The sequence below is a fragment of the Paenibacillus validus NBRC 15382 genome (genome assembly GCF_004000985.1).
GTDB lineage: Bacteria > Bacillota > Bacilli > Paenibacillales > NBRC-103111 > Paenibacillus_G > Paenibacillus_G validus.
Genome location: NZ_BIMH01000099.1, coordinates 1 through 5,338, shown reverse-complemented (window position 1 = coordinate 5,338; position 5,338 = coordinate 1). Strand labels below are relative to the sequence as shown.

Annotated in this window: 4 protein-coding genes; all 4 read left to right on the top strand. The window is 46.6% G+C overall.

Going from position 1 to position 5,338, the window contains the following annotated elements; all coding sequences use genetic code 11:
• The first annotated feature begins 431 nt into the window (after positions 1–431).
• The gene (locus PVA01S_RS26075) at positions 432–1,958 is read left to right on the top strand and encodes a sugar ABC transporter ATP-binding protein (RefSeq protein WP_127610796.1); all 1,527 of its coding nucleotides are present in this window, start codon (positions 432–434) and stop codon (positions 1,956–1,958) included.
• Positions 1,955–2,914 carry an ABC transporter permease gene (locus PVA01S_RS26070; protein WP_127610795.1) on the top strand — a complete coding sequence of 320 codons (960 nt, stop codon included), beginning with the start codon at positions 1,955–1,957 and terminating at the stop codon, positions 2,912–2,914. Before PVA01S_RS26075 ends, PVA01S_RS26070 begins: the two co-directional genes overlap by 4 nt.
• A gap of 51 nt (positions 2,915–2,965) precedes the next feature.
• Positions 2,966–3,991, top strand: a complete 1,026-nt coding sequence (locus tag PVA01S_RS26065; protein ID WP_127610794.1) for an ABC transporter permease — start codon at positions 2,966–2,968, stop codon at positions 3,989–3,991.
• A gap of 116 nt (positions 3,992–4,107) precedes the next feature.
• Complete coding sequence (locus PVA01S_RS26060; protein ID WP_164751989.1) at positions 4,108–5,241, top strand: sugar ABC transporter substrate-binding protein; 1,134 nt, start codon at positions 4,108–4,110, stop codon at positions 5,239–5,241.
• The last annotated feature ends 97 nt before the right edge of the window (positions 5,242–5,338 follow it).

Here is a 5,338-nt window from a genome sequence, read left to right as displayed (position 1 = left end):
TCTCGAACGGGCATCGGTGAGCAGCGGCATCTAAGCAGGCGCGTGCGACGGTGCGCGTTGCAGCGATGGACGAGAACGAGTAGCGCTGAGCCGTCCGAAGCATTAAGCGGTCTGCAAAAGCCCAATGAGTCTATGGAGATTGAAAGAGGAAAACAACCATAACCCGCGAAGTCGATGGGTTAGCAGCCATAACCATCCATTTCGCGGGTCCAAGATTACGACTGGGCCGGTCTGATCCCTTTCCTCAAGGAAAAGCGAGGGCAGTGCAATGAAGATCACCGATGTAAGAGCCCGCTTGACCAGAATGACTATCTGCTGGTTTCCTCCGCTTAGGAACCTGACCTTTTGATTCATAGAAGGTGTCTTCATACGTAAACGTTTAACAAAATCTAGGAACGTACAAAAATGATAAAGGATAGGAGGAGGATTAGATGGCGGTTGCAGACGATCAAGTACTCGTATCATTAAAGGGAATTACCAAGAGATTCCCTGGTGTTCTGGCACTTGATAACGTTTCCTTTGATGTGCGTAAGGGGGAAGTGCTGGCCCTGGTAGGTGAAAATGGTGCGGGCAAGTCCACGCTGATTAAAATTCTCTCGGGGTTGTATCGTAAGGATGGCGGGGAGATTCAAGTGCGAGGGGAAACGGTAGACATACAAGATACCAAGGATGCTCAGAAGCTTGGCATCAGCACCATATTTCAAGAACCTACACTAGCTCCTCATTTAACCGCCGTGCAGAATTTATACCTCGGACGAGAGATTGTTACGCCAGTACTGGGTCGTGCATGGCATTCGATGGATGAGCAAGCCATGTATCATGAGACGGAGAAACTTTATCGCAATTTCTTCGATACTTTAGAGGATCTGCAACGGCCCGTAAACGAACTGGGTGCATTAAAAAATCGTGTCATTGAAATTGTGAAGGCACTTTCCGTTCAGGCATCTGTTGTGATTATGGATGAGCCAACGGCAGCGCTCGCTGAACACGAGCGGGAAGTTTTATTTGACTTTATCCGAATGTTAAAGGAACAGGGTGTATCTGTGATTTACGTATCGCATCATCTTCGCGAACTTTTTTTACTTGCAGATCGTATGTGCGTTATGCGTGACGGGAAATATGTGGCTACCGTGAATAAGCATGAAACTAGTGTTGATGAACTGGTCTCTATGATGGTCGGCCGGGAAGTAACGAATTATATCGTAAAAGAGACCGTGCCTGTCGGCAAAGAAGTTCTACGAGTCTCAAACTTAAGCCGCAGCGGAGTTTTGAGCGACATCAACCTCCATATTCGAGAGGGAGAAATTGTAGGGATAGCGGGTCTCGCTGGGTCAGGGAGAACGGAGACCTTACGCGCTGTCGTGGGGGCCGATCCGATCAGTTCAGGAACCGTAGCCATACACGGACGAACATGTCAGATTCGCTCGCCTCACGATGCCATCCGAGCAGGTATTGGATTTTTGCCGGAAAATCGAAAGATGCATGGAGTGCTGCTGGAACTGTCGGTCAGTCAAAATATTACCATGGCTAATCTAGAGCGAGTGGTATCAAGGAGGCTGGTGTTAAGGAAAAGGAAAGAAGCGCAAATTGCCGAGGAATTTGTTAAACGTTTACGTATTAAGACGCCTTCTGTGAATCAAAAAGTCAGGTTCCTGAGCGGAGGAAATCAGCAGAAAGTAATCCTGGCCAAGTGGCTCTTCACACAGCCGAAAGTTTTGTTCTTTGATGAACCGACCCAAGGGATCGATGTTGGGGCCAAGGTTGAAGTGTACAGCTTAATTGCAGAGTTTGTGCGCAAGGGAGGAGGGGTTCTCCTGGTGTCATCGGAACTTCCCGAGTTGATGGGGCTATGCGATCGCATCTATGTGATGCACAAAGGGGAATTTGTTAAGGAATTTACCCGTAAGGAAGCTACCGAGGAGAATATAATGCTGTATGCTTCGGGAGGACATAGATGAGTACGATTACAAATAAATTACTGCCAATCTTTCATCGCGAAGGAATTGGCGTGTCGATGATTCTTATCCTGTTGTTTCTGTTTTTGTCCGTGTCTTCTCCGTACTTTTTAACTGCCGAAAACTTGTCTAACCTGCTGCTACAATCCGTATTTATCCTGATCGTCGCCTTCGGTACCATGTTTGTTCTGACCATGGGAGGCATCGATTTATCGGTAGGTTCGATTCTTGGTCTCTGTGGCGGTGTCAGCGGCTGGCTGATGGTACACGGCACAAACATGTGGCTAGCTATCCTGGCCGGGCTTGCCTTAGGTACCCTAATAGGTCTATTTAATGGGATCATCATCACGAGGTTGCGCATATCACCCTTTTTGGCGACCTTCGCGATGCTCTATATCGCACGAGGATTGTTATTTCTGTTAACTTCTAAAGAGCCGATACGCAATTTTGCCTCGCAGGAATTTAAATTTATTGCTCAGGGATATGTTCTGGGAATACCTAGTCCGGTCTGGATTGCTTTGATCATTTTTCTATTGTGTTATTTTCTGTTCAGTTTTACCAAATTCGGACGTTTTGTTGTTGCAGTAGGCTCTAATAAAGAAGCGGCTCATTTATCCGGTATCTCTACTAATAACATCAATATAAGAGTGTATGCGCTTTCCGGTTTGCTTGCCGCTGCTTCAGGTATTATGCTGACTTCTCGTCTAACCTCCGTGCAGCCGCTTATGGGGACTAACTATGAGTTGGATGCGATCTCGGCAGCAGTTATTGGCGGCACGAGCATGTTTGGAGGCAAGGGCAGTGTTGTCGGTGTGGCGGTCGGGTCCACAATCCTTGCACTGATTTCCAATGGATTGGATCTACTTTCGGTTAATCAGTTCTATCGATTGATCATCACCGGTTTGATTATCCTTATTGCGGTAGGTGCAGAACGAATGACATCTTCAAGAGCGGATTAGGCCCGGTATTATCGCCATAATTTAAAATCATGAAAGAAGGAGGTTAAGAAGTTGGCCAATAACAGTCAAGAACCTATCCGACATTCGGTTCGAGAACCTATGAGGTATTCGGTTTCTGATAGGCTGCTAAGAATGGATCGACAAATACTAGGTCTTCTCATTTTTATAGGCACCATCTTTGTAGCCATGTCCATTGTCTCGGATCGTTTCCTCACCTACACCAATCTGTTAAACGTGCTGCAGCAATCTGCGTTTGTCATGATTGTCGCATTGGGTATGACCTTTGTTCTCACGACGGGCGGTATTGACTTGTCGGTCGGCTCGATCATCGGTATTTCTGGTGGGACGACTGCTTGGATGCTTCACCATGATGTCAATATTGTTCTAGCTATTCTATCTGGTTTAATCGTTGGCGGAGTAATAGGTATTACAAATGGACTCGTCATTACAAAATTAAAAATATCACCATTTATTGTAACCCTGGCTATGATGGTGATCGTACGCGGCATTCTCTTCGTCTGGACGGAAGCCACCCCTTTCCGGAATTATATGAAGAGTAATTTCGGATTTCTCGGTCAAGGGCGTATTTTGAACGTACAGTTTCCTGTTATCGTAGCGGTGGTTCTGTTTGTTATCCTCCTGTTCCTCTATCGCAGAATGAAGTTTGGCCGCCACATCCTGGCCCTTGGGAGTAGCGAGGAATCGGTACGTGTATCCGGACTCCATGTAGATAAGTTGCGGATAAAAGTCTACGCGTTATCTGGCGTGATTGCTGCCCTGGCCGGTATTCTTCTTGCCTCGCGTCTCACCACCGTGCAACCGGAAATGGGCAAGAACTACGAGTTGGAGGCATTAGTTGCCGTCATCATCGGGGGAACAAGTTTAGCGGGCGGTAAAGGAAGTCTGACCGGAACTGTGCTCGGAACCCTTATATTATTCTTGATTAAAAACAGCTTGAATCTCTTAAACGTAGATCCGTTCTGGGAAACGATCGTTATAGGCGTCATCATTCTGGTTGCCGTATCTGTGAATTTTTGGGGCGAATTATTCCGAAGCAAACATGTGAAAAGTACGTAGGACGTTTGTTCGCAGCCACTAGCTAAAGCTAGTGCCAACGATGTGAAGGAGGTGAAGTCGTTTTATTGAAACTTGGCCGGATGCAAATGGTTCAAAAAATTGAGGAGGTCGAAAGCATGTTCTTAAAAAGTATGATCATGAAAACAACAATGATCATCGCACTGGTAACAACCATGATCCTGTCTGGTTGTACCGACAATGAGGAAGCATCGTCCAAGCCTGCAGACCAAGCCGATGACACTTCTCCCAGCGGTAAGTATTATCAGTGGGGAGATCAGAACTTCGAGAATTTCGTGAAAAAGGTAGCGGATGGTAAAACGCTTAAAATTGGATTTACACCGCCTTACGCTACTGAATACTACGAGATTATGACGGGCGGAGCCTATACGATGATCAATGAATTAAGCGATCGCTTTGGCGTCAAGATTGAGTTCGAAGCGGCTCCGCCCAAGGATTTTCAGTCCGTGGAAGCACAAGTGGCAAGCATTGAAAACTGGACTGCCAAAAAATTCGATGCCGTCCTGGTTTGTTCAGCAGGGGATTTTGATTCGATGAATGCCGTCTATCAAAAGGCTATGGATCAAGGAACCTCGATTTTTATGTTCAACATGCCGGCTGAGATGTGGCCCGAAAGCGCTTTAAAGGCGACTTCTGTCATTACTTATAACAACCATTACCAGTCCGGATATGCAGTAGGGAAGTATGCGGCAGAAAAGTTGAAAGGAAAAGGTAAGATTCTATTGGTTTGGGGCCTGCCGGGACACTGGTCTACTTCACGGAAAAACGGATTTCTTGAGGCAATAAAGCAGTATCCTGACATGCAAATCGTTGGGGAGCAACGTGGCGATTATGTTCGCGACAAAGGGATGCAGGCTGCAGAGAACCTACTCCAAGCCCATCCTGATGTGAATCTGATCTATGGAGAAAATGAAGAAATGGCTCTTGGAGCGGTATCGGCTGTGGAATCGCGTGGCCTGAAGTTTTGGGATGGCAAGGAGGGAATCATGGTCATCGGGGCAGACGGTCTTAAATCAGGTTATGACTCCATTCGCGAGGGAAAGCTGACCGCAACGGTTAACGTAAATCCGGTTGATAATGGCAGGGAGCTGATTAAAGCGGTCTTTTTGACTAAAATTCTAGGGTATAATATCGCTAAAGTTCAGAATATTCCAACTAATGTCGTTGATAAATCCAATTTAGATATTACGCTAGCCTATACAGATTGGGCCCTTGGTACAAAACGGAAATAACAACGTAAAGCACAACGAGAACCGTCAAGATCCGGACACAGCCATCCAGGCTCGCAGCCCATAGGCGGCAGGCAAGGACGCTATAGACAGCTCGATG